The 25,622-nt window shown below is 76.6% G+C and carries 26 protein-coding genes; 13 read left to right on the top strand and 13 right to left on the bottom strand.

The annotated features are described in order from the left end of the window. Nucleotides 1–4: 4 nt before the first annotated feature. The 6 genes from ACWIZO_RS11675 to ACWIZO_RS11650 all read right to left on the bottom strand — a co-directional run bounded on the left by ACWIZO_RS11675 (nucleotide 5) and on the right by ACWIZO_RS11650 (nucleotide 4,634). Complete coding sequence (locus ACWIZO_RS11675; RefSeq protein WP_448642612.1) at nucleotides 5–643, bottom strand: response regulator; 639 nt, start codon at nucleotides 641–643, stop codon at nucleotides 5–7. Continuing rightward, nucleotides 640–1,875: a sensor histidine kinase gene (locus ACWIZO_RS11670; RefSeq protein WP_448642611.1), complete on the bottom strand. Its 1,236-nt coding sequence runs from the start codon at nucleotides 1,873–1,875 to the stop codon at nucleotides 640–642. Before ACWIZO_RS11670 ends, ACWIZO_RS11675 begins: the two co-directional genes overlap by 4 nt. Continuing rightward, nucleotides 1,872–2,693, bottom strand: a complete 822-nt coding sequence (locus tag ACWIZO_RS11665; RefSeq protein WP_448642610.1) for an ABC transporter permease — start codon at nucleotides 2,691–2,693, stop codon at nucleotides 1,872–1,874. Before ACWIZO_RS11665 ends, ACWIZO_RS11670 begins: the two co-directional genes overlap by 4 nt. Then, entirely contained in the window at nucleotides 2,690–3,598 is a 909-nt protein-coding gene (locus tag ACWIZO_RS11660) for an ABC transporter ATP-binding protein (RefSeq protein ID WP_448642609.1), read from the bottom strand. The genes ACWIZO_RS11665 and ACWIZO_RS11660 overlap by 4 nt, the downstream gene beginning before the upstream one ends. A gap of 138 nt (nucleotides 3,599–3,736) precedes the next feature. Then, on the bottom strand, nucleotides 3,737–4,348 hold the full coding sequence (locus ACWIZO_RS11655) for a hypothetical protein (RefSeq protein WP_448642608.1): 612 nt from the start codon (nucleotides 4,346–4,348) through the stop codon (nucleotides 3,737–3,739). Nucleotides 4,349–4,388: 40 nt separating this feature from the next. After that, the gene (locus tag ACWIZO_RS11650) at nucleotides 4,389–4,634 is read right to left on the bottom strand and encodes a hypothetical protein (RefSeq protein WP_446758822.1); all 246 of its coding nucleotides are present in this window, start codon (nucleotides 4,632–4,634) and stop codon (nucleotides 4,389–4,391) included. Between the two features lie 186 nt (nucleotides 4,635–4,820). Between ACWIZO_RS11650 and ACWIZO_RS11645 the strand changes: the two genes are divergently transcribed. Next, nucleotides 4,821–5,246: an ester cyclase gene (locus tag ACWIZO_RS11645; protein ID WP_448642607.1), complete on the top strand. Its 426-nt coding sequence runs from the start codon at nucleotides 4,821–4,823 to the stop codon at nucleotides 5,244–5,246. A gap of 32 nt (nucleotides 5,247–5,278) precedes the next feature. On the opposite strand, the gene ACWIZO_RS11640 is transcribed toward ACWIZO_RS11645, so the two are convergent. Next, complete coding sequence (locus tag ACWIZO_RS11640; protein ID WP_448642606.1) at nucleotides 5,279–6,553, bottom strand: S8 family serine peptidase; 1,275 nt, start codon at nucleotides 6,551–6,553, stop codon at nucleotides 5,279–5,281. 236 nt (nucleotides 6,554–6,789) lie between these two features. Between ACWIZO_RS11640 and ACWIZO_RS11635 the strand changes: the two genes are divergently transcribed. The 4 genes from ACWIZO_RS11635 (at nucleotide 6,790) to ACWIZO_RS11620 (ending at nucleotide 11,107) form a co-directional block, all read left to right on the top strand. Then, on the top strand, nucleotides 6,790–8,277 hold the full coding sequence (locus ACWIZO_RS11635) for an AlkA N-terminal domain-containing protein (protein WP_448642605.1): 1,488 nt from the start codon (nucleotides 6,790–6,792) through the stop codon (nucleotides 8,275–8,277). Continuing rightward, nucleotides 8,274–8,855 carry a methylated-DNA--[protein]-cysteine S-methyltransferase gene (locus ACWIZO_RS11630; protein ID WP_448642604.1) on the top strand — a complete coding sequence of 194 codons (582 nt, stop codon included), beginning with the start codon at nucleotides 8,274–8,276 and terminating at the stop codon, nucleotides 8,853–8,855. Before ACWIZO_RS11635 ends, ACWIZO_RS11630 begins: the two co-directional genes overlap by 4 nt. Before the next feature lie 101 nt (nucleotides 8,856–8,956). Continuing rightward, nucleotides 8,957–10,195, top strand: coding sequence for a DNA recombination protein RmuC (locus tag ACWIZO_RS11625; RefSeq protein ID WP_448642603.1), 1,239 nt, complete (start codon nucleotides 8,957–8,959; stop codon nucleotides 10,193–10,195). A gap of 189 nt (nucleotides 10,196–10,384) precedes the next feature. Further along, on the top strand, nucleotides 10,385–11,107 hold the full coding sequence (locus ACWIZO_RS11620; protein WP_448642602.1) for a DUF6542 domain-containing protein: 723 nt from the start codon (nucleotides 10,385–10,387) through the stop codon (nucleotides 11,105–11,107). A 75-nt stretch (nucleotides 11,108–11,182) separates the two neighbouring features. On the opposite strand, the gene ACWIZO_RS11615 is transcribed toward ACWIZO_RS11620, so the two are convergent. After that, a complete protein-coding gene (locus ACWIZO_RS11615) occupies nucleotides 11,183–12,145 on the bottom strand; it encodes a 4-hydroxy-3-methylbut-2-enyl diphosphate reductase (protein WP_448642601.1) in 963 nt (320 codons plus the stop codon). Nucleotides 12,146–12,288: 143 nt separating this feature from the next. Here ACWIZO_RS11615 and ACWIZO_RS11610 point away from each other — a divergent pair, with 143 nt between their 5' ends. From ACWIZO_RS11610 to ACWIZO_RS11600, 3 genes are all read left to right on the top strand, one after another. Continuing rightward, a complete protein-coding gene (locus tag ACWIZO_RS11610) occupies nucleotides 12,289–14,049 on the top strand; it encodes a hypothetical protein (RefSeq protein ID WP_448642600.1) in 1,761 nt (586 codons plus the stop codon). Nucleotides 14,050–14,134: 85 nt separating this feature from the next. Then, nucleotides 14,135–15,394 (top strand): exodeoxyribonuclease VII large subunit, encoded by a 1,260-nt coding sequence (gene xseA, locus ACWIZO_RS11605; RefSeq protein ID WP_448642599.1) that lies wholly within the window; start codon nucleotides 14,135–14,137, stop codon nucleotides 15,392–15,394. Continuing rightward, entirely contained in the window at nucleotides 15,391–15,618 is a 228-nt protein-coding gene (locus ACWIZO_RS11600; RefSeq protein WP_448642598.1) for an exodeoxyribonuclease VII small subunit, read from the top strand. Before xseA ends, ACWIZO_RS11600 begins: the two co-directional genes overlap by 4 nt. Nucleotides 15,619–15,620: 2 nt before the next feature. Here ACWIZO_RS11600 and ACWIZO_RS11595 read toward each other — a convergent pair whose 3' ends face one another. Next, complete coding sequence (locus ACWIZO_RS11595) at nucleotides 15,621–16,238, bottom strand: DUF4245 domain-containing protein (RefSeq protein ID WP_448642597.1); 618 nt, start codon at nucleotides 16,236–16,238, stop codon at nucleotides 15,621–15,623. Between the two features lie 68 nt (nucleotides 16,239–16,306). Between ACWIZO_RS11595 and glpX the strand changes: the two genes are divergently transcribed. Then, nucleotides 16,307–17,380: a class II fructose-bisphosphatase gene (gene glpX, locus ACWIZO_RS11590; protein ID WP_448642596.1), complete on the top strand. Its 1,074-nt coding sequence runs from the start codon at nucleotides 16,307–16,309 to the stop codon at nucleotides 17,378–17,380. Between the two features lie 73 nt (nucleotides 17,381–17,453). On the opposite strand, the gene ACWIZO_RS11585 is transcribed toward glpX, so the two are convergent. Both ACWIZO_RS11585 and ACWIZO_RS11580 read right to left on the bottom strand, forming a co-directional pair. After that, nucleotides 17,454–17,843, bottom strand: coding sequence for a hypothetical protein (locus ACWIZO_RS11585; RefSeq protein WP_448642595.1), 390 nt, complete (start codon nucleotides 17,841–17,843; stop codon nucleotides 17,454–17,456). A gap of 635 nt (nucleotides 17,844–18,478) precedes the next feature. Further along, the gene (locus ACWIZO_RS11580; RefSeq protein WP_448642594.1) at nucleotides 18,479–19,072 is read right to left on the bottom strand and encodes a hypothetical protein; all 594 of its coding nucleotides are present in this window, start codon (nucleotides 19,070–19,072) and stop codon (nucleotides 18,479–18,481) included. 156 nt (nucleotides 19,073–19,228) lie between these two features. On the opposite strand from ACWIZO_RS11580, the gene ACWIZO_RS11575 reads away from it, so the two are divergent. The 4 genes from ACWIZO_RS11575 to ACWIZO_RS11560 all read left to right on the top strand — a co-directional run bounded on the left by ACWIZO_RS11575 (nucleotide 19,229) and on the right by ACWIZO_RS11560 (nucleotide 24,392). Beyond that, nucleotides 19,229–20,623 (top strand): class II fumarate hydratase, encoded by a 1,395-nt coding sequence (locus tag ACWIZO_RS11575; protein ID WP_448642593.1) that lies wholly within the window; start codon nucleotides 19,229–19,231, stop codon nucleotides 20,621–20,623. 103 nt (nucleotides 20,624–20,726) lie between these two features. Then, nucleotides 20,727–22,043: a citrate synthase gene (locus ACWIZO_RS11570; RefSeq protein WP_448642592.1), complete on the top strand. Its 1,317-nt coding sequence runs from the start codon at nucleotides 20,727–20,729 to the stop codon at nucleotides 22,041–22,043. A gap of 11 nt (nucleotides 22,044–22,054) precedes the next feature. Then, nucleotides 22,055–22,252: a hypothetical protein gene (locus tag ACWIZO_RS11565; RefSeq protein WP_448642591.1), complete on the top strand. Its 198-nt coding sequence runs from the start codon at nucleotides 22,055–22,057 to the stop codon at nucleotides 22,250–22,252. A gap of 184 nt (nucleotides 22,253–22,436) precedes the next feature. Continuing rightward, nucleotides 22,437–24,392 carry an NlpC/P60 family protein gene (locus tag ACWIZO_RS11560; RefSeq protein ID WP_448642590.1) on the top strand — a complete coding sequence of 652 codons (1,956 nt, stop codon included), beginning with the start codon at nucleotides 22,437–22,439 and terminating at the stop codon, nucleotides 24,390–24,392. Between the two features lie 109 nt (nucleotides 24,393–24,501). Here ACWIZO_RS11560 and ACWIZO_RS11555 read toward each other — a convergent pair whose 3' ends face one another. Next, nucleotides 24,502–25,266 carry a hypothetical protein gene (locus ACWIZO_RS11555; protein ID WP_448642589.1) on the bottom strand — a complete coding sequence of 255 codons (765 nt, stop codon included), beginning with the start codon at nucleotides 25,264–25,266 and terminating at the stop codon, nucleotides 24,502–24,504. Beyond that, complete coding sequence (locus ACWIZO_RS11550; RefSeq protein ID WP_448642588.1) at nucleotides 25,263–25,607, bottom strand: hypothetical protein; 345 nt, start codon at nucleotides 25,605–25,607, stop codon at nucleotides 25,263–25,265. Before ACWIZO_RS11550 ends, ACWIZO_RS11555 begins: the two co-directional genes overlap by 4 nt. Between the last annotated feature and the right edge of the window lie 15 nt (nucleotides 25,608–25,622).

The raw sequence follows: 25,622 nt of genomic DNA, 5'->3' as shown, positions 1-25,622 counted from the left end.
GGCGTCAGCGGGCGCCGGGGCCGGGGAGCAGGCCGCGCTCGACGGCGACCATCACCGCGCGGGTCCGGTCGTCGACGCCGAGCTTGGCGAACACCCGCAGCAGGTGGGTCTTCACCGTGGCCTCGCCGATGAACAGCTCCCGGCCGATGTCGGCGTTGGTCAGCCCGCGCGCCACCCCGGCCAGCACCTCCAGCTCCCGCGCGGTCGGCTCCTCGACCGCCGGCGCCCGCATCCGCGACACCAGCCGTGCGGCCACCGGAGGCGCGAGCACCGTCTCCCCGCGGGCGGCGGCGCGGACGGCGTCGGCGAGCTGCGGCAGCGGGGCGTCCTTGAGCAGGTAGCCGGTGGCCCCGGCCGCGACGGCCCGCACGATGTCGGCGTCGGTGTCGTAGGTGGTCAGCACCAGCACCCGGACGCCGGGGTGCGACCCCGCGAGCCGCTCGGTCGCGGTGACGCCGTCCATCCGCGGCATCCGCAGGTCCATGAGGACGACGTCCGGCGCCAGCGACGCCACGAGGGCCAGCGCCTCCAGCCCGTCGGCGGCCTCCCCGACGACGTCGAGGTCGGGCTGGGCCGCCAGCCAGCCGACCAGCCCGCCGCGCACCACGGGGTGGTCGTCGACCACCAGCACCCGCGTGCTCACGAGCCCGGCACCCGCACCGTCACGCGCGTTCCCGAGCCCGGCGCCGAGGCGACGTCGACTTCGCCGCCCACCTGGGCCACCCGCCCGCGCAGCCCCGCCAGGCCCGAGACGGGGACCGCCGCCGGGTCGAACCCGACGCCGTCGTCCTCCACGTGCACCGACACCTGCGAGCCCACCCGCGACAGCCGCAGCACCACCGCCGTGGCGCCCGCGTGCCGGCGGACGTTGGTCAGCGCCTCCTGCGCGCCGCGCAGCAGCACGACCTCCTCGTCGGTGCGCAGCGCCGGGAGGCCGTCGAGCGCCCCGGTGTCCACCCGCACCGCCAGGCCGGTCTCCCGCCCGAACCGCGCGGCCAGCTGCCCCAGCGCCTCCACCAGCGTCGACCCGTCGAGCGCCACCGGCCGGAACGCCGCCACCACCGCGCGGGCCTCGGCGAGGTTGTCGCGGGCCACCTCCTCGATGACCGCCAGCCGCCCGCGCGCGGCGTCCGGGTCCCCCGGCAGGAGCGCCGACGCCGTCTGCGCCAGCACGACGATCGACGTGTAGCCCTGCGCCAGCGTGTCGTGCACCTCCCCCGCCAGCCGCTCCCGCTCGGCCAGCACCCCGCGCTCCCGCTCGGCCGCGGCCAGCTCCGACCGGGTCGCCTCCAGCTGGGCGATCAGCGACGCCCGCTGCGCGCTCTCCCGCAGCACCCGGCTGACCCAGACGCCCAGCGCCAGGCTGAAGGTGATGCCGATGCCCGTCTCGAGAAGCACGTCGCCGGGCTCGCGGGACGAGGCGGCGCCCAGCACCGGGCCCGCGGCGCTGGCCAGGCCGAGCAGCAGCGTCCAGGAGATGCCGGTGAGCGTCCCCTGCACGGCGAACCACACGTGCGGGTAGGCGAGGAAGAGCAGGAAGAGCAGGCCCGGCGCCAGCCGGCCGAGCAGCGCGAACGCGACGACGAGCACCACGAGGTACAGCGCCGCCCGCCGGCGCGCCCCCCGGTCGATCGCCGGGACCCCGAGGACGGCGTAGGCGAGCGCGAGTCCGGCCAGGACCAGCAGCGCCGGCAGCCGCCGGTCGTCGTCCACCTGGTCCCCGACCGCCGCGGAGACCACCGCGAGACCCCACACGGCGGCGGAGACCACGTGCATGCCGACGACCGTCGTCCGCCACCCGCGCTCGGGCAGCGGCTCGCCGCCGTCGTCCGCGGGAGGGACGACGACGGCGGCCAGCCGGCGGGTCAGGCTCATGCCGACGGGCGCCAGCGGAAGGTGCGCGTGCAGACCAGGGCCCCGACGACCACCCACGCGGTGAGCACGAGGGCGATCATCCCGTGCTCCCAGCTCCCCGCGGGCTCCGCGACCGCGGCGGTGTCGGGCAGGAACACCGAGCGCATGCCCTGCACCAGCCACTTGAGCGGGAAGACGGCGGCCACCTCCTGCATCCACGGCGGCAGCTCGGAGAAGACGAAGAAGACGCCGGAGAAGAACTGCAGCACGATCGCGGAGGCGGCGATCCCGTTGGCCACCGCGCGGCTGCTGCCGGCCGAGGCGACCGCGATGCCCAGCACGGTGCCGGCCAGCGCGCCGAGGAGCACCACCCACGCGAAGGTCAGCCAGCGGCCGGCGTCGGTGGGCAGGGACACGTCGTAGGCGGTCGCGGCCACGGTGAGCAGCGCCGCCAGCTGCAGCGCGGTCGTCACCAGCACCTGGCCGGCCTTGCCGAGGAAGTAGCCCACCGGCGGGGTGCCGAGGGTCTGCAGCCGGGCGAGGTCGCCGCGGTCGCGCTCCTCGGCGATCGCCGTCCCGACCGCCTGGAAGCTGGTCAGCACGACCCCGGTGGCCGCGATGCCGGCGAGGAAGTACTGCGCGAACGGCACCCCGCCGGGCCGGTCCTCGTCGGCGAACACCGACGCGAAGACGACCAGCATCACGATCGGGTAGGCGAAGGAGAACACCACCTGCGCCGGGTCGCGGACGAACAGCCGCAGCTCCATCGCGGTGCGGGCCAGGCCGATGGCGGCGGCCGACGGCGGTGCGGGGCGGGCGGGGACCGGGACGGCGGTCACCGGGTCTCCTCCTCGGGCGTGGCGCCGACCAGGGCGAGGTAGACGTCCTCGAGGTCGGGCCGGGTGACGGTGAGGCCGGGGACCTCCCCGGCGGGGTGCGCGGCGAGCAGGTCGCGCAGCACGGCGGCCGGTTCGGCGGTGACCACCTCGCGGTGGGCGCCGTCCTCGGTCCAGCGGACGGTGGCCACCCGCCGCAGCTCGCCGCCCAGCTCGCCCGGCGGGGCGACGTCGACCAGCCGCCCCTCGGCCAGGACGCCGACCCGGTCGGCCAGCGCCGCGGCCTCGTCGAGGTAGTGGGTGGTCAGGACGACGGTCGTGCCGCCGGCCCGCAGCCCGCGGACCAGCCCCCAGAACTGCCGGCGGGCGACCGGGTCCATGCCGGTGGTCGGCTCGTCGAGGAACAGCAGCTCCGGCCGGCCCTGGACGCCGAGGGCCACCTCCAGCCGGCGGCGCTGCCCACCCGACAGCCGCGACACCCGCGTGCCCGTGGCCCCGGCGAGCCCCACGGCGGTCAGCAGCTCGCCGGTCGGCCGCGCGAGCGCGTGGTAGTGCGCGAAGTGGTCGATGGTCTCCCGGACGGTGAGCGCGGTGCCGGCCCCGCTGCTCTGGCCGACCACGCCGACGCGGTCGCGCCAGGCCCGCCCGGCGCGGCCGGGGTCCTCCCCGAGGACGGCGACCTCGCCGCCGTCGCGCCGGCGCACGCCCTCCAGGACCTCCACGGTCGTCGTCTTGCCCGCGCCGTTGGGCCCGAGCAGGGCGAAGACCTCACCCCGCCGGACGTCGAGATCGATGCCGTCGACGACGGCCCGGTCCCCGTACCGCTTGACCAGCCCGCGCACGCGGACCGCCGTCTCCTCGTCCCGCGCCCGGGCCACGGGAGCCGGCGCCGTCTGGGTCGCTGTCACGGGACGAGCCTGGCGCGGGAGGGCGGCGCGCGGTACGGCCGTTCCGTGGGCGCCCCGTCCACCGGTCGGTGGACGGGCGGCCTCCCTGCAGGGTCCCGCCGCGAGCCTGCGAGTGGCGGGGGCAGGGAGGTCCTCCTGCTATGCCCGGGACAGGACCGGCCGGCCGGCCAGCGCGCTCACGACCTGCACCGCGTCGTCCCACCAGCGCCGGTAGTGGTCGGGGTCGGCGTTGCGCTGGGTGCGGTGCGCGGCGATCGTCGGCTCCAGCGACCGCCAGTCGGGGACCTCCTGCAGCGCTCGGAAGAAGTTCGTCGCGCTGGTGGTGGGGTCCATCCGGTCGGCGTAGGTCCCCCAGGCGCCGTTGGCCCGCTGCTGGAACAGCCCCCGCGAGTCGGGCCCGGCGGCATCGCCGCGGTCGAGGACCCGCAGCGAGGACTCACCCATCGCGGTCATCACGCCGATCACCTGCGCACAGGTGTCCAGCCCGAGCGCCTCGGCGGCGTTGACGATCTCCGCGGCGTTGGCCAGCTGCTCCGCGCCGTACCCGGCGACCGGGCCGTCGGGGACGGCGGCCGGGTCGACCCGCACCCCCGGCTCCGCCGCGGCGCACTCCGCCGGCCGCGGCGCCTCGGCGGTTCCGTGGCGCACGACCAGCAGCGCGCCGAGCGCGGCCAGACCGACGAGGGCCGCGACCAGTGCCGTCCGCCCCCGGCCAGGGGCACCGAGCCGCTGCCCGCCGGTCGTCGCCACACCCCGGTCAACGGACGGCGGCCCGGCGGCGTCCCCCGGACTACTGGACCGGCGCGTCCGGCGAGGGCAGCTGCACGCGGCGCTGCTCGTCGACCGAGGAGACGCCGTCGACCGCCAGCAGGGCCGGGCGGGCCGCGGCGGGCGCCCGGCCGGTGATGACGCCCACCGTGCCGAGGACCCGCTCGACCTGCATGCCGGTGTCGCGCAGCGCCTGCGCGACCGTCTCGACCTCGGCCAGGTGCCGGTCGTCGACGGTCACGCTGAACGGCGTCAGCGAGGAGCCCACGGCCGGAGGCTAGTCCCTCCGGTGCCGTCCCGGGGCTCCGCCGCCGGGCGAGGTGTGAGGACGGCGTCCCGCGGGGTGACGACCGGCTGCCCGCCCGCACCCCGGCGAGCCGTGACCCGCTCCGCTGTCCCGTCCGCGAGTGGGCAGGCCGGGCCACCGCACGGCCGGACCACGAGGAGGTCTCCGATGCCCGAGGACGCCGAAGAGGTCAGGACACTGGTCCGGGGGTTGGCGGACGCGATGAACACCCGCCGGCTGGAGCTGCTCGACGACGTCCTCGCCCCGGACGTCGTCCGGCACTGCCGGGCGACCCCGCACCTGTCGATCACCGACCGGGAGCAGTTCAAGGAGTTCCTCCGCCAGGACGCGGAGATCTTCCCGGACAACGTGCAGACGTTCACCCAGGTCCTGGTGGACGGTGACCGGGCCGCCGTGCGGGCGACCTACGAGGGCACGCAGACCGGGCCGATGGGTCCCTTCCCGCCGTCCGGCGAGAAGGCGAGTTCCGACTTCGCCGGCGTCTTCCGCGTCCGGGACGGCAGGATCGCCGAGATGTGGCTGGTCTGGGACAACGTGACGGTGCTGTCCCAGCTGGGTCACCTCCCGGGCTGACCTCCCGACCGGACGCGGGGCCCGGGCCGGTCTCAGCCCGCCCCGCCGGCGCCCTCCTGGGGTGCCAGCACCAGCCCGCTGCCGACGTCGACCGACGGCTCGGTGAGCCGGCGGCTGGCCTGGGTCAGCGTGGCCCACAGCTCGTACCCGCGCCGTCCGGTGGCCTCGGCCCAGAGCGCGGCCAGCCCGGCGACGTGCGGCGTGGCCATGCTCGTCCCGCTGATCGTGTTGTAGCGGGTGGGCATCGGCCAGGTCGACAGCACGTCGACGCCGGGACCGGCCACGTCCACCTCCCCGCCCGCCGCCGGGAGGCTGCGGGCGGAGAACCAAGCCGTCACCAGCCGCGGGTCCAGGGCGCCCACGGCCAGGATCTCCACGCTGTTGGCCGGCGCGCCGACGAAGCCGAAGTCCCCGTTCTCCCGGTCGGCGTTGTTGCCGGCCGCGGCGATGATCAGCGAGCCCTGCTGCAGCGCCCGCCGCCCGGCGGCGGAGTAGGGCGGGTGGGCCTCGGCCACGTCGGCGCCCAGGGACATCGACAGGACGGCGCAGCCGTTGGCGACCGCCCAGTCGATGCCGGCCAGGATGCCGCCGTCCTCCCCGCTGCCCTCGTCGCTGAGCACCTTGCCGATGAAGACCTCCGCCTCCGACGCGATGCCGTAGCGCGGCCCGGCCGGGGGCACGCGGGGCCCGCACGCGGTGCCGGTGCAGTGGGTGCCGTGCCCGTGGCCGTCCTGCGCGCTGGTCACCCCCTCGACGAAGGACTCCGAGGTGATCGCGCGGCCGGCGAAGTCGGGGTGCGCGAGGTCCAGGCCCGTGTCGAGGACGGCGACCCGGACCCCCCGGCCGGTGAAGGGCGACGTCATGGCCTGCACCGCCTGGATGCCCCAGGTGGCGGCCGCGGTGTCCGCCAACGGCGGCGGCGCCGGGGTCTGCTCACCGCCGCCTCCCCCGGCGCCGACCAGCCGGCCGGCGAGGTCGGTGACGCCGTCGCGGTAGCCCTCGACGTAGGACCCCACGTCCGCGGGCAGCACGTGGTGGACCAGTTCCGGGGAGACCGACAGCACCGGCCGCCGGTCCGCGGACGCCGACCGCAGCGCCGTCACCTGGTCGGGGGCGGCGGAGACGACGGCGATGCCCAGCCGGGCGAAGACCGTGGCGCCGGCCCCGCGGAGGGCCTGCGCCGAGACCTGCCCGGAGGTGAAGTCGCGCGAGTCGGCGACGTCGGAGATCCCCGCCGCCGACCAGTCCACCGGCTCGTCGTCCCGGGTGTCGGCGAAGACGACGACCTGCCGCCCGGTGGTCTGCACACCCGGGCGCCTGCTCCGGCCGGCACCAGCTCCTGGATCGATCACTGCTCCCCCTCCTCGACGGGCGGGGGCGTGCGAGCGGGTGGTGACCCGCGGTCCCCCGGGCCGCCGGGGCGGGCGCCCGGCGGTGCAGGCAGTCTGCGGTGCGGGGGTGACAGCCCGCGACCCCAGCGGGTCGCACGGCGGCGTCCGGAAACCGCCAGTCAGTGGTCGCGCGCGCTGTCATGCTCGGTGCCGTGACCGCCTCCCTCGACGCCGAGCGCTGCTACCGCGCCGTCGCCAGCCGGGACGCCCGCTTCGACGGCTGGTTCGTCACCGCCGTCCGCACCACGGGCATCTACTGCCGGCCCTCGTGCCCGGCCCGCACCCCCGCCGCCGGCAACGTCTGCTTCTTCGGCACTGCCGCCGGCGCCCAGGCCGCGGGCTTCCGGGCCTGCCGGCGCTGCCGCCCCGACGCCGTCCCCGGATCGCCGGAGTGGGACGTGCGCGCCGACGTCGTCGCCCGCGCCATGCGGCTGATCGCCGACGGCGAGGTCGAGCGCACCGGCGTCCCCGGCCTGGCCGCGCGGCTGGGCTACTCCGAGCGGCAGGTGCACCGGCTGCTGGTCGGCGAGCTCGGCGTCGGCCCGCTCGCCGTCGCCCGCGCCCAGCGCGCCCAGACCGCGCGGGTGCTGATCGAGACCACCGACCTGCCGCTGGCCGACGTCGCCTTCGCCGCCGGGTTCGCCAGCGTGCGGCAGTTCAACGACACCGTGCGCGAGGTGTTCGCCTGCACGCCGTCGGAGCTGCGCCGCCGCCGGCCGGGCACCGACGGGGGGACGCCGGGCTGGCTGACCCTGCGGCTGGCCGCCCGCGCCCCGTTCGACGCGGCCGAGGTGCTGCACTTCCTCGGCGCGCACGCCGTCCCCGGCCTGGAGGAGTGGGACGGGACGACGTTCTCCCGCGTCCTCGACCTGCCCGCCGGCCCCGGCGTCGTCCGCCTGTCCCCCGCGCCCGACGGCGGCCCGGCCGTGACCGCCCGACTGCTGCTCACCGACCTGCGCGACCTGCGCTCCGCCGTCCCCCGCTGCCGGCGGCTGCTCGACCTCGACGCCGACCCGCTCGCCGTCGACGAGGTGCTCGGGTCCGACCCGGCGCTGGCCCCGCTCGTCGCCGGCGCGCCAGGCCGCCGGGTCCCCGCCTCGCCCGACGCCCCGGAGGCCGCCGCGCGGGCGGTGCTCGGCCAGCAGGTGTCGGTGGCCGGCGCCCGCACGCTCACCGCCCGCGTCGTCGCGCTCGCTGGGCCGCCGCTGCCCGAGCCGGTCGGCACGCTCACGCACGCCTTCCCCCGGCCCGAGGCGCTGGCCGCCGCGGACCTCTCCGCCGTCGGCCTCACCGGCGCCCGCCGGCGCACGCTGACCGGGCTGGCCGCCGCGCTCGCCGAGGGCCGGGTCGCGCTGGACCCGGGCTGCGACCGGGAGGAGGCCGCGCGCGGCCTGCTCGCCCTGCCGGGCATCGGCCCGTGGACGGCGTCGCTCGTGGCCATGCGCGGCCTCGGCGACCCCGACGTCTGGCTGCCCGGCGACCTCGCGCTGCGCCGCGCCCTCGCCGCGCTGGGCAGCTCCGACGCCGACGCCGCCACCCGCTGGCGGCCGTGGCGCTCGTACGCCGCCGTGCACCTCTGGGCGCTCGCCGCGCCCACACTGTTCACCCGCTCCCCCGCCGCCGATCGGAGTGCGTCATGACCCCACCCGCCGCCCGTTTCGCCACCGTCGGGACACCGCCGGGCCCCTTCACCGTCGTCGTCACCGACCGGCCCGGCGGCGGCGACGTCGTCCTCGCCGCCGGCTGGACCGGCGACGTCGCCGACCTGCTGCCCGTCGTGCACCGCTCGCTGCGGCCCACCTGGGTCGAGCAGGCCGAGCACCTGCCGGTCCTGGACACCGTCGAGGCGTTCGTCGCCGGCGACGTCACCGCCATCGACGACGTCCCGGTGCGGCAGCGCTCCGGGCCGTTCCTCGAGGACGCGTGGGAGGTGCTGCGGACCGTGCCGGCCGGCGCGCCGGACACCTACGCCGCGTTCGCCGCCCGGTGCGGGCGGCCCTCCGCGGTGCGCGCCGCCGCCAACGCCTGCGCCCGCAACGCCGCGGCGCTGTTCGTCCCGTGCCACCGGGTGCTCGGCTCCGACGGCGGTCTCGGCGGCTTCCGCTGGGGCACGCCGGTCAAGCGCTGGCTGCTCGACCACGAGGCGGCGCACGCCCCCGCCGCGGTACCGGTCGAGGTCCCGGCCCAGGTCCTGGTCCCGGTCCCGGTCGAGGCATAGCGAGAGGACCCCGTCCTCCCCACCACTCGCGAGCTCGCGGCGGGTCCCTGGACGGGGCCGCCTCCCGGGGTATGTCGGTCCGCTGAGGCACCCTGCTGTCCGTGGACGCCGCCTCCCTCCTGCTCGGCCTGCTGCTCGGCGTGCTGCTGGGCGTGGCCGTGACGCTCGGCGTCGTCGCGCTGCTGGCCCGCCGGCGGCCGGCCGAGTCGGGGCTCGACCCGCTGCACGAGTCGCTGGACCACCTGCACCGGCTGCTCGCCGGCATGGAGCAGGCCCGGGCCGTCGCGCACGGGGAGCTGCGCGAGCAGATGGGCACTGTCGGTCAGACCAGCGCGCAGCTGCGCCAGGAGACCGCCGCGCTGGTGACCGCGCTGCGCACCCCGCACGTGCGCGGCCGCTGGGGTGAGGTGCAGCTGCGCCGGGTGGTCGAGGTCGCCGGCCTGCTCGAGCACTGCGACTTCGTCGAGCAGCCGTCCTCCACCAACGACGAGGGCGCCGGGGTGCGGCCCGACCTCGTGGTCACCCTCTCCGACGGCCGGCAGGTCGTCGTCGACGCGAAAGTGCCGTTCACCGGCTACATCGAGGCGGTGCAGGCCCCCGACGAGACGGTCAAGGCGCAGCGGGTCGCCGCCCACGCCCGGCAGCTGCGCGCGCACGTCGACGCGCTGGCCGCCCGCCGCTACCCCACCGCCTTCCGCCCCGCGGCGCCATTCACGGTGCTGTTCGTGCCCTCCGACGGGTTCCTCACCACCGCGCTGGAGGCCGAGCCCGGCCTGCTGGAGTACGGCTTCGGCCGCGACGTCGTCATCGCCACGCCGAGCACCCTGCTGGCCCTGCTGCGCACGGTGGCGCACTCGTGGCGGCAGGAGCGGCTGGCCCGCGACGCCGACCAGGTCATCGAGGTCGGCCGCCGGCTGCACGCCCGCCTGACCACCCTGTCGGGCCACCTGACCCGGCTCGGGTCGGCGCTGGGCTCGACGCTGACCCGCTACAACGAGACGGTCGGGTCCTACGAGCGCTCGGTGCTCGCCGCCGCCCGCCGCTTCGACGACCTCGGCGTCGGTGAGACGCCGGTGCCCACGCCGGCGCCGGTGGAGGCGGTGGTGCGGGCGCTGCGGCCCGTCGACGACGACGCGGCCGGCGTCGACGCCGTGGTGCCGATCGACCGGCCACCCCTGCCCGACCGGGCGCTCCCGCCGAACCGGGACCTCCGCCCCGACCGCGACCTCCAGCCGGACCGCGACCTCCGCGCCGACCGCCACCTCCAGCCCGAGCCGGACCTCGCCGACGACGCCGGCCCGGGCCTGCGCTGGCGGACCGGCGGGACCGCGGACGTCTGACCGGGGCGCCCGTCCCGCCGGGCACGCCCGTCACACCACTCCCGCCCCTCACAGAGAGTTGCCAAATCGACACGGAGACGTGTCAGGGGCCGACACCGTGAACCGGTCCCGGACGGAGCCGGTCGTCGCTACGGTGAGCACCGACAGCGGCCCGTGACGGGCCGGCCGGCGAGGACGGGGAGGTGGGCCATGGCCTCGGCGAGCACAGCCGACACCTGGCGGGACAGCGGAGTGCGCCCGGAGCGCTCCTACGCCCGCCCCCAGGTCCCGCGTCCCGACGCGACCGGTCCGGACCGCTCGATGCGCATGTCCCGCCCCCCGGTGCCGCCGCCGACGCCGCGCGGGCGTCCCGCGGGCCCCGAGCGCGGTACCGGCTACACCACCGGCCGTGGCGCCGGCCGTCCGGTCGGTGACGCCCGGTCCCCCGCCGCCCGCTCCGGGCAGCGCGCCGCCCACCCGCCGGCCGACCGCTCCGACGACGGCCGCCGCGGCAGCCGGGCCTCCGGCCGTGCCGCCGAGCGGTCCAGCAGCCGGGTCGCACCGGCCGAGGACGTGTCCGGCAGCCGGTTGCGCGGCACCCTGGCGGTGCTCGGCGTCTTCGTGATCACTCTGGCCGGCGGCGCCGTCGACTCCTTCTTCGGCGTCGGCCTCGGCACGCTCACCCTCGTCACGCTGGTCGCGGCCACCGCCGTGGCCACGCTGCTGGTCCGCAAGCGCGACCTGCTCACCGTCGTCGTCTCGCCGCCGCTGGTCTTCGTCGCGGTCGCCGCGGTCAACGTGGGCCTCGCGCCGTCGGCCAGCCTCAACCTGCCGACGATCGCCACCGTGCTCATCCGCGGCTTCCCCACCATGGCCGTCGCCACGGTCGTCGCCCTCGTGGTGGCCGTCGTCCGCCTCGCCGCCCGGCGCTGAGGGAGGACCTCCACCAGCAGCAGGAGCAGAAGGCCCCCTCCCGGCCGGGAGGGGGCCTTCCTGCGTCCGCCCGGGTCAGCCGGCGGTGCCGCCGCGCTTGGGGCGCAGCTCGTGCGGCAGAGCGAAGACCAGCCGCTCCTCGGCGGCCTTGACCGTCTCGACGTCGGGGTAGCCGCGCTCGGCCAGCCAGTCGAGCACCTCGCCGACGAGCACCTCGGGCACCGACGCGCCGCTGGTGACGCCGACGGTCTGCACCCCCTCGAGCCAGGACGGGTCGATCTCGGCGGCGTAGTCGACCAGGTGCGCGTCGCGGGCGCCGGCCTCGAGGGCCACCTCGACCAGCCGCACCGAGTTCGACGAGTTGGTCGAACCCACGACGACCACCAGGTCGCACTCCGCGGCCATCTGCTTGACGGCCTGCTGGCGGTTCTGGGTGGCGTAGCAGATGTCGTCGCTGGGCGGCGACTGCAGGCCGGGGAACCGGGTCCGCAGCTGGTCGACCGTGGTCAGCGTCTCGTCGACCGACAGCGTCGTCTGCGACAGCCACACGACCTTCTCGGGGTCGCGCACCTGCACGGACGCCACGTCGTCGGGACCGTCGACGAGCTGGATGTGCGACGGCGCCTCGCCGGAGGTGCCCTCGACCTCCTCGTGGCCGCGGTGGCCGATCAGCAGGATGTCGTAGTCGTCGCGGGCGAACCGCTTGGCCTCCTGGTGCACCTTGGTCACCAGCGGGCAGGTGGCGTCGATCGTCCGCAGCTGCCGGGCCGCGGCCTCCTGGTGCACGGCCGGTGAGACGCCGTGCGCGCTGAACACGACGACCGAGCCCTCGGGCACCTCGTCGGTCTCGTCGACGAAGACCGCACCGCGCCGCTCCAGGGTGGCGACGACGTGCTTGTTGTGGACGATCTGCTTGCGGACGTGGACCGGCGCCCCGTGGATCTCCAACGCCCGCTCGACGGCCACCACCGCCCGGTCGACGCCGGCGCAGTACCCCCGGGGATCGGCCAGCAGGACCCGTCCGCGCTGATCAGCCATGCACCCATCGTATGTGGCGCGCCGTCGGCTGCCGGGCCCGCGAGGAGACCCTCGACACGCCGTGCCGCGTCTGCCCCGCTCGACCGGGTGGCCGTGCGATCGGCCACGATGCCGTTCCGGGCGGCCTGCGGCAGGCTGGACCCATGTCCCGTGAGATCCCCGAGCCGATCCGCGCCAGCGTCGGGCTGGCCGCCACCGTCCTCGACGACGTCCGCAGCCTCCCCCGGACGCTGCCGGGTCTCCCGGTGCGCCTCGTCGGCATCGCGCTGCAGGCGGCGATGAAGCTGCAGCAGCAGTGGTCGGGGCTGGTGGCCCGCGGCGACGAGGTGCTCACCGGGCTGCGCGGTGACCGCGAGCCCGGCATGGCGACCTTCGACGACGACGAGCAGGACGCCGGCGGCAGCGTGCTGGTGGCCGAGCCGATCGACGTCCTGCGCACCTCTGCCTTCGACCGCGCGCCGGACGTCGACACCACCGACGGCGCGATCACCGACGACGAGGTCGCGGCCCTCCCCGACGACCCGGCCGCCGACGCCGTCGTCGCCGCCGTCGAGGACACCGCCGCGGCGCTCGACGACACCGACGCCCGCATCGGGGACACCGAGGTCGTGCTCACCGAGGTCGACGTCATGGAGATCGACATCGACACCGACGCGGCCGGCCTGGTCGACGACGAGGTCGCGGGCCTGCCGCAGGACCCCGCGCCGGCCGAGGTCGTCGCCGCGATCGAGGACATCACCGACCAGGTCCAGGGCGCGGAGGAGGTCGACGCGGCGCTCGGCGCGGTCGACACCGCGCTGACCCCCGAGGACGCCCTCGAGAGCGCGCTGCTGGAGGCCGAGGGCACCGACACCGCGCCTGCTGCCGAGGCGGTCCCGGACGACACCCCGGCCGCCAGCGACCCCGGCGGCTCCCCCGTTGGTGAGCTGGCCGGCGCGCCCGACGTGGGCAGCGACGACACGACCCTCCCGGACGCCGCCGACTCCGGCACCGCCGACACCGACATCGGCCTCGCCGACGAGACCACCGACGAGACCGCCGCCGGGACCGCCGCCGAGACCACCGAGGGGACCGCTGACGCCGGGGTCCTGGGCGAGGACGCTCAGCCCGACGCCGCGACCGACGCCGGCACCGAGGTCGACGTCCTCACCCCGGACGGCGAGGTCGCCACGGTCGAGGGCACGGTCACCGACGAGGGCGTCGTGGCCCCCGAGGGCACCGAGGGCACGGCGGGCGGCGTCACCGAGGACGGCGGCGCACCGACCCAGGGCACCGACACCGGACAGGGCAGCGACGTCGTCACCGACGAGCACGCGCGCGTCGACGACGAGCTGGGTGCCGTGCCGGACCCGGAGAGCTCCGGCACGGGCGGTGCGGCGACCGATCTCGCCGCGACCGCCGGGCCCCAGGGCACCACCACCGACGAGAGCAGCGACGTCGTCACCGACGAGCACGCCCGCATCGACGAGGAGCTGGGCGCCGGACCGGGCCCGGACGAGGCCGGCGACACCACGACCGGCGACACCACGACCAGCGACACCGCGACCAGCGACACCGCGACCAGCGACACCGCGACCAGCGACACCGCGGTCGAGGCCACCGACGAGGGCGGGACGCCGGTCGCCGCGGCCACCGGCGGCGCCACCGACGAAATCGCGGGCGGCGACGAGCCGTCCGGCTCCGAGGCCGCGGTCACGGCGCCCATCGAGGGCTACGACTCGTTCACCATCGCGCAGCTGCGCGGCCGGCTGCGCGGCTACCAGCTCGCCACGGTGCAGGACCTGCTCTCCTACGAGGAGGCCACCGGCAACCGGCCGCAGTTCGTGACGATGCTGCGCAACCGGCTGGAGAAGCTCGAGCAGCAGGCCGTCGAGGCCAGCCCGCTGCAGCCCCGGGGGCAGTAGCCCGGCGCAGCGGCGGCGTCCAGCGGCCCCGGTCCCGTCAGGGGCCCGGGCCGCTGCCGTCGGTGGCCCCTGGCACGCTCGGGACATGACCGCCCCGTCCTCCCCCGAGGCGCCCTGGCCGGTGCGCACGGTGGCCCGCAAGGTCGCCGAGTGGATCGGTCGGCTCGGCGAGGTCTGGGTCGAGGGGCAGGTCGCCCAGCTGAACCGGCGCAGCGGCGCCGCGACGGTCTTCCTCACCCTGCGCGACCCGGCCGCCGACCTCTCGGTGCCGGTCACCTGCGCCCGCGACGTCGCCGACCGGCCGGGCCTGGAGCTCACCGAGGGCGCCCGGGTGATCGTGCGCGCCCGGCCCGACTACTACATCGCTCGCGGCTCCTTCTCGCTGCGCGCCACCGAGATCCGCGCTGTCGGGCTCGGCGAGCTGCTCGCCCGCATCGAGCGGATCCGCCGCCTGCTGGCCGCCGAGGGGCTCTTCGACGCCGCCCGCAAACGCCCCTTGCCCTTCGCCCCGGCCGTCGTCGGCCTGGTCACCGGCAAGGACTCCGCCGCCGAGCGCGACGTGCTGGTCACCGCCCGCCGGCGCTGGCCGGCAGTGCGCTTCGCCGTCCACCACAGCCTCGTGCAGGGGGTGAACGCCGCCGCGTCGGTCATCGACGGGCTGCAGCGCCTCGACCGCGACCCGGAGGTCGAGGTGATCGTCGTCGCCCGCGGCGGCGGCTCGGTCGAGGACCTGCTGCCCTTCTCCGACGAGGGACTGGTGCGCGCGATCGCCGCCTGCCGCACGCCGGTGGTCACCGCCGTCGGCCACGAGACCGACACCACGCTGGTGGACCACGTCGCCGACGTTCGCGCGGCCACCCCCACCGACGCCGCGCACCGGGTGGTGCCCGAGATCGGCGAGCAGACGCGGCTGGTCGACGGGCTGCGCGCCCGCGCCCGGCACGTCCTGACCATGCGGCTCGACCAGCAGGACCGCTGGCTGGAGGGCGTGCGCAGCCGGCCGGTGCTCGCCGACCCCCAGCGGCTGCTGCACGGCCGGGCCGACGACGTCGCCGCGCTGCGCGACCGGAGCCGGCGCACGCTCACCCACCGGGTCGAGACCGCCGAGCGCGACCTCGAGCACGCCCGCGCCCGGGTCTCGGCCCTCTCCCCGCAGGCCACGCTGGAGCGCGGCTACGCCCTCGTGCAGCGGGCCGACGGCGCGCTGGTCCGCGACCCGGCGGAGGTCGGCGACGACGAGCGGCTGTCGGTGCGCGTGTCCGGCGGGCGGCTGCTGGTGCGCGTCGACCGGGGTGCGGGCGCTGCCGACCCGGCCGACCCCCGCGGGCAGGATGGGCAGCCGTGAGCACCCCCGAGCCGACGCCCGACGCCCAGCCGACGCAGACCTACGAGCAGGCGCGCGAGGAGCTGGCCGAGGTGGTGCGCCGGCTCGAGGCCGGCGGGCTGACCCTCGAGGAGTCGCTCGGGCTCTGGGAGCGCGGCGAGGCGCTGGCCGAGCTGTGCCAGCACTGGCTCGACCGCGCCCGCGAGCGCCTGGCCGCGGCTGCCCCGGGTGACCAGCCGGGCTGAGCTCAGCCGACGGAGACCGGCGCCACGGCGGCGGCCACGGTCTCCAGCTCGTCGTCGTCGGCCGACCCGGTCACCAGCAGGGTGACCCCGTCGTCCTCCCGGGACAGGACCGTCTCGCCGCGCGCGCTGGTCGCGCGGGTCCACTCCTCCCCCGCCAGCTGCACGCTGCCGTCGGCCTCGGCCCCGTCGAGCACCGCGGTGAGCGCGTCGGCGCCCGGGTCGTCGCTGACGACGTAGCCGGCGTACTGCGTCGACGGCGTCACGTAGCCGATCTCGAGGGTGACCGGGGCGCCCTCGACGGCGTCCCCGGCGTCGGTGCGCGCGCTGGTCGGCCGGTAGCCGTCGGGCAGCCCCGTGGGCACCTGCACCGGGTAGCTCGCGCGCGCGGCGGCCAGCTGCACGGTGCTGGTGGGGTCGATCGGGCGGACCGGGTCCGCGCCGCTCTGCCGGAACGCGATCCAGCCCACGGCCAGCAGGCAGATGACCACCAGCGGCAGCAGCGACCGGATCATGTTGGCCGCGCTCATCCGGTTGGCCCGCTCGACCGCGGACGGCGGGGGCGGCGGCTGCTCGTCGGCCGGCTGCTGCACCTGCTCGCTCGGCGGACCGGGAGTGCTCATACCCCTAGGATCGCAGCACCGCTCCCCCACCCCGCCGCGCCGGCGCCGGGGGCCGACCAGGAGGTCCCGTGACCCTTCCCGTCCCCGACGGCCCGCTGACGGCGAGCACGCACACCAGCAGCAGCTTCCGCGCCGACCGCCCCGCGCCCGACCGCAACCTCGCGCTCGAGCTGGTCCGGGTCACCGAGGCCGGGGCGATGGCTGCCGGCCGCTGGGTGGGCCGTGGCGACAAGAACGGCGGCGACGGTGCGGCGGTCGACGCCATGCGCGCCCTCATCGGCACGGTGAGCATGCAGGGCGTCGTCGTCATCGGCGAGGGCGAGAAGGACCAGGCACCGATGTTGTTCAACGGCGAGCAGGTCGGCGACGGCAACGGCCCGGAGTGCGACGTCGCCGTCGACCCGGTCGACGGCACGACGCTGATGGCCAAGGGCATGCCGAACGCGATCGCGGTCATGGCGGTGGCCGACCGCGGCGCCATGTACGACCCGTCGGCCGTGTTCTACATGGAGAAGATCGCCACCGGGCCGGCCGCCGCCGACGTCGTCGACATCACCGCGCCGGTCGCGGAGAACATCCGCCGGGTGGCCAAGGCCAAGCGTGGCCGGGTCGACGACGTCACCGTGTGCATCCTCGACCGGCCGCGGCACGAGCAGCTCGTGCACCAGGTCCGCGAGGCCGGTGCGCGGATCAAGTTCATCACCGACGGCGACGTCGCCGGCGCGATCGCCGCCGCCCGCGAGGGCACCGGCGTCGACCTGCTCATGGGCATCGGCGGCACCCCGGAGGGGATCATCGCCGCCTGCGCGCTCAAGTGCATGGGCGGTGCGCTGCAGGGCCGGCTGTGGCCCAAGGACGACGAGGAGCGGCAGAAGGCCCTCGACGCCGGCCACGACCTCGACCGGGTCCTGCAGATCGACGACCTCGTCCGCGGCGACGTCTTCTTCGTGGCCACCGGCATCACCGACGGTGAGCTGCTGCGTGGCGTGCAGTACCGCGCCGGCGGCTGCACCACCCAGTCGCTGGTCATGCGCTCGCGTTCGGGCACCATCCGCTCGATCGACAGCCTGCACTCGCTGGAGAAGCTGCGCGCCTACTCCGCGGTGCCCTTCGACCGCTCCGACGCCGACGCCGAGGGCTGAGCCACCCCGACGCCGGTGTCAGGAGGCGGCCGGACCCGGGCCGCGCACCGGACCACGTCGGTCCCCGGGCGGATCACTCCGGGAAGGTGACGGTGCAGAGCTGCCCGGTGCCCTCCGGCTGCCGGCCGGCGCACGTGTCGGCGTAGCTCTCGTACGCGGAGTCGACGTCGGCCGCGAAGTACAGGTCGTCGCACGCCGCCATGTCCCCGTCGTAGCAGTCCTGGGCCCGGGCGTCGAGGACCCGATCCGACCCGAGACCGGTGGGCGGGATGGTCGCCGGGGGGACACCTCCGGGTGCGGAGCTGGTCGAGCCCGGGGGCGGCGGGGTGCTCGACGAGCTCGGCGACGACGGGCGCGACGACGACGGGCTGCTCGAGGTGGACGGGTCGGCGACCGTCGTCCCACCGTCGTCGCCGCGCAGGAGGAAGAACAGGCCGACGGCGAGCCCGGCGAGCAGCAGCACGCCGCCGATGGTCAGCGCGACGACCAGGTTGCGCTTGCTGCCGGACTGCTGCGGCGGGGCGTAACCCGGCTGGCCGTACTGCTGGGCGTACTGCTGCTGCCCGTACTGCTGCGGGTCGTACGCACCCGGCTGCCCGTACTGCGGCTGCCCGTACTGCTGCGGGTCGTACGCACCCGGCTGGCCGTACTGCTGCCCGTACTGGGGTTGCCCGTACGGCGGCTGGCCGTACGGCGGCTGCCCGTACTGGGGCTGGCCGTACTGCTGCTGCCCGTACTGCTGCTGCCCGTACTGCTGCGGGTCGTGCCCGGGCTGGCCGATCGGCGCGGTCCGGTCCCGCTCCGCGCCGGGCGGGCCGTACTGGCCCGGCGGGAACTGCGAGGTGGGGGCGCCGGCTGGCCGGACTGCGGGGTGGGGTCGTCGGACCGGCCCCAGCCGGGCTGCCCGGGCTGCCGGCCCGAGGGATCGTCGTCGCCCTGGGGCGGGTACGGCGGCTGGGACATGGCGGGCGGACTCCTCGCTGGTCGTGTGCGCAGGACAGGCTAGGTGCGGGCGGCAGCGACGAGAAGCACGGCGAGGTCACGGCACGGCCGAGGTACCCGCGGGCGACGGGTCGCCCCCCGCAGCCCCGGGGCTCCTCAGTCGAGGTCGGCGCAGAAGGGGACGTCGTAGGCCTTGACCCGGCCGCCGCAGGTGGTGGCGTACTCCTCGTAGGCCGACAGCGGCGCGGACTCCGCGAAGAGGTCGTCGCAGGCCTGCAGGTCACCGTCGAAGCAGCTCTGCGCGTAGCCGTCGAGCACCGGGTCCGAGCCGAGGTCGCCGGGCGGCACGGGGTCGGACTGCTCGACGGGCCCCAGGGCCCCGCCGGTCGCGTACGGGTCGGCGTACCACCCGAGGTCCTCGGGAACCGACGCGCTCACGCCCTCGCCGATCGCCCGCCCCACGTCGTCGGCCGCGGTGGTGAGCACCAGCGCACCGAGGACGGCCGCCAGCACCAGGCCGGCCACCCCGATGCCGGTGGCGGCGAGGACGGTCCGCAGCGGACGGCCCGTGGGGGCCGCCGGCGGCGGCACCGCCGGGGCGGGACGGGGAGCGCCGGCGGTGGGGTCCCACGTCCCCCACGGCGTCCAGCCGCCGGTGGGTGCGGCACCGGCCGAGGGCGGCGCCCAGGACGGTGCGTCCCAGGTCGGCGGGACGGGAGCGGGGCCGCCCGCGGGCGACGGGTGGGACACGGGTCCTCCTCGGGACGGGGAGCGTCCGGCGCACGCTAACCGCTCGACCGGCCCGATCCCGGGTCCCGCACCGGGCCTGCGGGGAGTGGGGAGGACGGGGCCCTCCTAAGGTCACGCGTGCAGCACCGATCCCACCGACACCACACGGAGCGCAGCGTGGCCACCGAGCAGGACTACCGCATCGAGCACGACTCCATGGGGGAGGTCCGCGTTCCCGCATGGGCCAAGTGGCGGGCGCAGACGCAGCGTGCCGTCGAGAACTTCCCCATCTCCGGCACGCCCATCGAGCGTGAGCTCATCGCCGCCCTGGCCGCCATCAAGGGCGCGGCCGCCCGGGTGAACGCCGACCTCGGTGTCCTCGACGGCGACGTCGCGCAGGCGATCGCCGACGCCGCCGCCGAGGTGGCCTCCGGCACGTGGGACGAGCACTTCCCCATCGACGTCTTCCAGACCGGCTCGGGCACGTCGAGCAACATGAACACCAACGAGGTCGTCGCCAGCCTGGCCACCGAGGCGCTGGGCCGGCCGGTGCACCCGAACGACCACGTCAACGCCTCGCAGTCGTCCAACGACGTCTTCCCCTCGGCCATCCACGTCGCGGCCACCCGGGCGATCGTCCGCGACCTGGTCCCGGCGCTGCAGCACCTCGAGGCCTCGCTGTCGCGCAAGGCGGCGGAGTTCGCCGAGGTCGTGAAGAGCGGCCGCACCCACCTGATGGACGCCACCCCGGTCACCCTCGGGCAGGAGTTCGGCGGCTACGCGGCCGCCGTGCGCTACGGCGTCGAGCGGCTGCACGCCTCGCTGCCCCGCGTCGGCGAGCTGCCGCTGGGCGGCACCGCGGTGGGCACCGGCATCAACACCCCGTCCGGGTTCGCCGCCGCCATCATCGAGCGGCTCGCCGCCGAGCTGGACCTGCCGCTGACCGAGGCGCGCGACCACTTCGAGGCGCAGAGCTCACGCGACTCGCTCGTCGAGGGCTCGGGCCAGCTCAAGACCATCGCCGTCGGCCTGGTGAAGATCGCCAACGACCTGCGGTGGATGGGCTCGGGCCCGCGCACCGGCCTGGGCGAGATCCAGCTGCCCGACCTGCAGCCCGGCAGCTCGATCATGCCGGGCAAGGTGAACCCGGTGATCCCCGAGGCGGTCATCCAGGTGGCCGCCCAGGTGATCGGCAACGACGCCGCCGTCACGTACGCCGGCACGACCGGCGTCTTCGAGCTCAACGTGACGCTGCCGCTCATGGCCCGCAACGTGCTCGAGTCGATCCGGCTGCTGGCCAACGTCAGCCGGATCCTGGCCGACCGCTGCGTCGACGGGATCGTCGCCAACGTCGACCAGTGCCGCACCTACGCGGAGTCCTCGCCCTCGATCGTGACGCCGCTGAACAAGTACATCGGCTACGAGGAGGCGGCGAAGGTGGCCAAGCAGTCGCTGGCCGAGCAGAAGACCATCCGCCAGGTCGTGGTGGAGCGCGGCTACGTCGAGCAGGGGAAGCTCACCGAGCAGCAGCTCGACGAGGCCCTCGACGTCCTCTCCATGACCCACCCGTGACCGGCGGGGGTGGACCCGGCGCGGCCGCGGCCCCGGGTCCACCCCTCCCGGCAGGCGGCTCCCTGTCGTCTCCACGGCCCGACGCCAGTAGCGTCGGGCCACGATGACCGAGACAGCTGGCAGCCGAGCCGACACCACCCCCGAGGTATCCCTCCGGCACCCGGGAGGTGAGCTCCCGCTGCGCGTGGTGCCGGCCACGGAGGGGTCCGACGGCCTCGACGTCTCCAAGCTGTTGGCGACGACGGGCCAGGTGGCCCTCGACATCGGGTTCGTCAACACCGCCGCGTGCACCTCGGCGATCACCTACATCGACGGCGACGCCGGGATCCTGCGCTACCGCGGCTACCCGATCGACGCGCTCGCCGGCAAGGCCAGCTTCCTCGAGGTGAGCTACCTGCTCATCTACGGCGAGCTGCCCACCGCCGACCAGCTGGGCGAGTTCGACGACCGGCTGCGCCGGCACACCCTGCTGCACGAGGACCTCAAGCAGTTCTTCAACGGCTTCCCGCGCGACGCGCACCCGATGCCGGTGCTCTCCTCCGCCGTCAGCGCCCTGTCGACCTTCTACCAGGACTCCCTGGACCCCTTCGACGAGCGGCACGTGGAGATCTCCACGGTGCGGCTGCTGGCCAAGCTGCCGACCATCGCCGCCTACGCGTACAAGAAGTCCGTCGGTCAGCCGTTCCTCTACCCGGACAACTCGCTGGGCCTGGTGGAGAACTTCCTGCGGATGACCTTTGGCTTCCCCGCCGAGCCCTACGAGGTCGACCCCGAGCTCGCCGCCGCGCTGGACATGCTGTTCGTGCTGCACGCCGACCACGAGCAGAACTGCTCGACGTCGACGGTGCGGCTGGTCGGCTCCTCGCAGGCCAACCTCTTCGCCTCGGTCTCGGCGGGCATCAACGCCCTGTTCGGCCCGCTGCACGGCGGGGCCAACCAGTCGGTGCTGGAGATGCTGGAGTCGATCCAGAGCGAGGGCGGGGACATCCCGGCGTTCGTCGAGCGGGTGAAGAAGAAGGAGCCCGGCGTCAAGCTGATGGGCTTCGGGCACCGGGTCTACAAGAACTACGACCCGCGCGCGGCGATCGTGAAGAAGACGGCCGACCAGGTGCTGGCCAAGCTGGGTGGCAACAACGAGCTGCTGGACCTGGCCCAGCAGCTCGAGGAGATCGCACTGTCGGACGACTACTTCGTCGAGCGCAAGCTCTACCCGAACGTCGACTTCTACACCGGGCTGATCTACCGGGCGATGGGCTTCCCGACCCGGATGTTCACCGTGCTGTTCGCCCTCGGCCGACTGCCCGGCTGGATCGCCCAGTGGCGGGAGCTGATGGACGACCCCGCCACCAAGATCGGTCGCCCGCGGCAGGTCTACACCGGCGAGACCGAGCGGGGCTTCGTCCCGCTCGCCGAGCGCTGACCCGGGCGGCGATGGGCAGCGAGCCGCCCGGCGAGGATGCCCTGGTCCTGCCACCGTTGCCGTTGGCGACCGGGCGGCTGCTGCGCGGCGACGACGACCGTCCGGTGGCGATCACCGGCGTCGAGCTCGTCGTCTCCACCGAGGACGGCGCCGAGCACCGCATCCCGCTGGTCCCCCGCCACGGCGCCTGGTGGCCGCCCGACCGCTGACTCCTCCCCGTCACCTGCTCCCGCCCCGCTCCGCCGGGCGGGGCCTGCTCTCCCCCGGAGGGGTGAGACCGCCTCCCCCCTCCCTCCTCCGGGTCCCCCGCCGCGTCGATCAGACGGCTGAGCGCTCCACGGCATCCCGCCGCGGAGCCGACCACGCCCGTCGAGACGCCCGGGGGACTCCGCCGTGCCCGCACCACGCACGACCACCCTCCCGCGCACGCCGTCGGCCGGCCGCCCGGCCCCGAACCAGCAGCTGACCGCCCGCGAGGCCGAGGCGCTGCGCGCCCTGCTCGCCGCGCGCGCCGCCGGCGCCGCGGGCACCGGTGCCGCCGGCCGGCCGGGCACCCCCCGCCCCGGCACGCGCACCACCCGGCCCGCCGCGCGGAAGAAGGCCGCCGGCCGCAGGCGGACCACCGCCCGCCGCCGTCCCGCCGCCCGCCCCGCCGCGCCGCGCCGCACCGGCGAGCGCGGGCCCTGGCGCACCCGGCTGCTCGTGGTCTGCCTGGCCGTCCTGCTCGTGCCGGTCGTCACCGGGCTGCTCGCGCCCACCACCTCCGCCCCCGGCGCGGCCACCGTGCCCGGCGACCCGTCCGGGCTCGCGCTGGCCGCCCGCAGCACGCTGCTGCAGGACGCCGACACCTACCGGCGGCTGCAGACGGAGATCGCCGCACGGCGCGCCGACCTGCAGCAGGCGGTGGCCGCCGAGCAGGCCGCGCGCGCGGCCGTGGCCACCGAGCAGGTCTCCGTCGGCGCCGCCGCGGCCGACCTCTACCGCGCCTCGGCCACCACGCGGATGCCGGTGCTCGGCCTGGACGCCACGGCGCCCGGCACGACCGCCGACGTCCTGTACCGGCAGGCGCTGGCCGACCGGGCCGCCGGCGACCGGGAGGCGTCCATCGCCCGCGCCGAGCGCGCCGCGCTGGCCGTGCGGACCGCCGCCGCCCGGGTGGCCGCCGCCCAGGACGCCGTCGACGCCGCCACCGCGCAGGCCCGCGGGCTGCTGGCCGGCGTCCGGGCGACCGTCGGCGACCTGGGCCTGGACGTCGCGGGGCAGCTGGCCGCGCTCGGCACCGTCCCGGCCGCGGGCGAGCAGCAGGCGCGCAACACCGCCGCGCTGCAGCGCTGGCAGGGCTACCTCACCGAACTGGCCACCGCCGGGATCGAGCCGCCGGCGGCCGCCGACCTCGCCGACCCCGCGGCGCTGCCCGAGGGCCTCTCTCCCGCGCTGGACGCCGCCGGCCAGGCCGTGCCGGGCGTCGCGTGGGCCGTCGCCGGCAACCGCCCGGTGACCGTGCTGCCGGCCGAGACCGTGGCCGCCGTCAGCAGCGCGCTGTCGCAGGTGGGCCACCCCTACGTCCCGGGCGCCGCCGGTCCCGACACCTACGACTGCGGGGGGCTCGTCGCCGCCTCCTGGCTGCTGGGCGGGTACGCGCTCCCGGCCACCGCCGCCGAGCAGTGGGCCGCCGCCACCGTGGTGCCCGCCGCGCAGCTGCAGGTCGGCGACCTGGTGGTCTCCGACGGCGGTGCCGACATCGGCATCTGGCTCGGTGCGGGCGACGTGCTCGGCGCCTCGGCGGCCAGCTACCAGGTCGGCGTCCGGTCGCTGCCGGACGACGCCCGCGCCGTCCGGGTGACCCTCCCGGCCCCGGCCGAGCCGAACGCGCCGCTGCCCGCCTCGGCGTCCGGTCGCGGTGCCTGCGGTGCGCCGCCGGCGCCGGCCGGGCCGGTGAGCCCCGCCTGGGGCGGGTACGCCAACGGGCGGATCCCCGCCTCGGCGCTGTGCCCGATCGCCCGCGGCCACGCGCTGCGCTGCGACGCGGCCGCCGGTTACGCGGCGCTGGCGCAGGCTTACCAGGCGGCCTTCGGCTCCCCGCTGTGCATCACCGACTCCTACCGGTCGATGGCCGCGCAGGTCGACGCCGCCCGCCGCAAGCCGGCGCTGGCCGCGGTGCCGGGGACGTCGAACCACGGCTGGGCGCTGGCGGTGGACCTCTGCGGCGGCGTCAACGTCGCGGGCACGCCGCAGTGGACCTGGATGACCCAGCACGCCGCCGCGTTCGGGTTCGTCGATCCCGACTGGGCCCGGCCCGGCGGCGAGAAGCCCGAGCCCTGGCACTGGGAGTACGGCACGCTCACGTGACGTGCTGGAACGGCCCCGTCGCAGGGGCCCGCGCCGAGCTCGCGAGAGAAAGGACCCCTCTGCTCCCCACCACTCGCGAGCTCGCGGCGGGACCCTGCAGAGGGGCCGCTCAGAGCCAGCGGAGGGTGGGGAGGGCGGACCAGGGCAGGCGGACGCAGGCCTCCCCGGTCTCCCCGGCCAGCCGGGCGGCCACGGCGGCCGAGGCGCAGGCCAGCGGCCGCACCGGGGTGACCACCACGTGCGGCTCCGGCAGCCGCAGGCCGGCGTCGGTGATCCGCGCCAGCAGCCGGGCGGGATCGGCGAGGGCGGCCGAGGCGAGCACGGGGGCGCCGGGGTGCGACCACAGCGCCACCGGGCCCTCCACCCGCAGCACGCCCCCGGTGTCGGCGGCGCGGGCGGCGGCGGTGGCGCGGGTGCGGGCGACGACCGCGGCGTCGGCGCCCCCCGACGGCGTCCAGGCGACGGCCCGCTCGCCCCGGCGGACGACGACCTGCCAGCCGACGGCGGTGCAGGTGGCGTCGGTCCAGTGGAGGACGGCGACGCCGGACGCGGCGGCCGCGGCATCGGGAACCGGGCGGGCAGCGACCCAGTCGGTGAGCGCGGCGGCGACCCCGGCGGCGTCGGGCACCACGCCGGCGTCGGTCATGTCCTCGGCGAGGTCGACCAGCGCGGTGCGCACGCGGCGCTCGCCCTCGGCGAGGACCAGGACCGGGCCGCGGGAGGGGTCGCGGACGACGGCGGCGCGCAGCCCGCCGGTCGCCAGGCCCGGCAGCACCGCGGCGGCCGCGGCGTGCACCTGCGCGGCGCTGACCGGCGCGGGCCGCAGCCGCTGCAGGAGGCCGGCGCGGGACCGGCCGGCGCGCTCGGGGATCACGGGCGGCGCCCGCCGAGGACGGTGCGGAGCGGTGCCGGCAGCGCGGCCACGGCCAGGACGCTGTCGAGCTCGGCCGCCGACAGGCGCACCGGCAGCACGTCGTCGGCCCAGCCGGTCACCCGGCGCACGCGCGCGGCCGGGGCGGGCCAGACGGCGTCCCGGGCAGCGGCCACGTGCAGCTCGGTGAGCACGTCGGCGAGGTGGACGGCGGCGACCGGGTGCACCCCGGGGTCGGTGAGGGCGGCGCGGACGACGTCGGCCAGGGCGGCGCGGTCGTCCGCCGAGAGCCAGTGCGGCAGCAGGACGGCGGCGGTGGGGTCGCCCGCGGGCAGGACGCTCACCGTGCACCTCCCCCC

The organism is Geodermatophilus sp. URMC 63 (genome assembly GCF_053502565.1).
The sequence above is the reverse complement of the archived record's forward strand: the minus strand, read 5'-3'. Positions and strand labels throughout refer to the sequence as shown.

Coding starts and splice junctions, on each gene's coding strand:
- xseA (WP_448642599.1), top strand. CDS start 14,135: ATGACCGCCCCGTCCTCCCCCGAGGCGCCCTGGCCGGTGCGCACGGTG.
- ACWIZO_RS11595 (WP_448642597.1), bottom strand. CDS start 16,238: ATGAGCACTCCCGGTCCGCCGAGCGAGCAGGTGCAGCAGCCGGCCGAC.
- ACWIZO_RS11570 (WP_448642592.1), top strand. CDS start 20,727: ATGACCGAGACAGCTGGCAGCCGAGCCGACACCACCCCCGAGGTATCC.
- ACWIZO_RS11610 (WP_448642600.1), top strand. CDS start 12,289: ATGTCCCGTGAGATCCCCGAGCCGATCCGCGCCAGCGTCGGGCTGGCC.
- ACWIZO_RS11645 (WP_448642607.1), top strand. CDS start 4,821: ATGCCCGAGGACGCCGAAGAGGTCAGGACACTGGTCCGGGGGTTGGCG.
- ACWIZO_RS11565 (WP_448642591.1), top strand. CDS start 22,055: ATGGGCAGCGAGCCGCCCGGCGAGGATGCCCTGGTCCTGCCACCGTTG.
- ACWIZO_RS11620 (WP_448642602.1), top strand. CDS start 10,385: ATGGCCTCGGCGAGCACAGCCGACACCTGGCGGGACAGCGGAGTGCGC.
- ACWIZO_RS11670 (WP_448642611.1), bottom strand. CDS start 1,875: ATGAGCCTGACCCGCCGGCTGGCCGCCGTCGTCGTCCCTCCCGCGGAC.
- ACWIZO_RS11630 (WP_448642604.1), top strand. CDS start 8,274: ATGACCCCACCCGCCGCCCGTTTCGCCACCGTCGGGACACCGCCGGGC.
- ACWIZO_RS11615 (WP_448642601.1), bottom strand. CDS start 12,145: ATGGCTGATCAGCGCGGACGGGTCCTGCTGGCCGATCCCCGGGGGTAC.